General features: G+C 67.6%; 1 protein-coding gene. It reads right to left on the bottom strand.

The features are described 5' to 3' along the window. Window positions 1-4 precede the first annotated feature (4 nt). On the bottom strand, window positions 5-895 hold an 891-nt coding region (locus MTE01_RS16875), incomplete at its 5' end, for an ABC transporter substrate-binding protein (protein ID WP_141378455.1).

Genomic DNA, 895 nt, shown 5'->3' with positions numbered 1-895 from the left:
TGGGTCAGCAGGAGGACTTGTAGACCGCGTCCTTGCCGTCGGTGGTGATGTTGTCCTTGGTGAGGATGGTGAAACCGGTCTGGATCTTGGCTTCGGTGGCCTCACCCTTGAGGGCGGCGATGGCCTGCTTGACGCCGTCTTCGCCGATGGTGGCGGGCTCCTGCGCGACGAGGGCCTGGACGGTGCCGGCTTCGAGGGCCTTCACCTGGGCGGGGCCGGCGTCGAAGCCGACGATGGTGACGGAGCCCTGCTTGCCGGCCTGCTGCACACCGGTGGCGGAACCTTCGGCGGCGAACAGGTTGGCGGCGAAGATGCCGACGATGTCGGGGTCTTTCTGCAGCGCCGCGGTGACGATCTCGGCGGCGGTGGAGGGTTCGTTGTGGGAGTACTGCACCCCGACGGAGGTGAACTTCGAGTCCTTCTTGACGGCGTCTTCGAAGCCCTGGGCGCGGGCGTCGGTGGTGGAGACACCCGGGTCGGTGGAGACGACGAGGACCTTGCCGCCGTTGGGGTTGGCCTTCTGGATGGCTTCGAATGCCGCGGCTCCGCCGCCTTCGTTGTCGGAGGAGATCTGCGACACGGCCCCTGAGGGGTCTTCGAGGGTGGTGTCGACGAGGACGACCTTGATGCCGGCGGCTTCGGCCGCCGCGATCGGTGCCTGCATCGCGGAGACGTCGGTGGGGGCGATGAGCAGCGCGTCGGGCTTGGAGGCGACGACGGCGTCGACGATGGGCTTCTGGAGGGTGGGGTCGAACTTCTCGGGGCCCTGGGTGGTGACGGTGGCGCCTTCTTTGGCGGCTTCGGACTGGATGCCGCACTGCATGGAGATGTAGAACTCATCTCCGGCGACGCCCTGCACGAACGCGATCTTGTACCCGCCGTCGGCTCCGCCCGA

Origin of the sequence: Microbacterium testaceum, assembly GCF_006539145.1 — a bacterium.
Classification (GTDB): Bacteria; Actinomycetota; Actinomycetes; order Actinomycetales; family Microbacteriaceae; genus Microbacterium; species Microbacterium testaceum.
The sequence above is the reverse complement of the archived record's forward strand: the minus strand, read 5'-3'. Positions and strand labels throughout refer to the sequence as shown.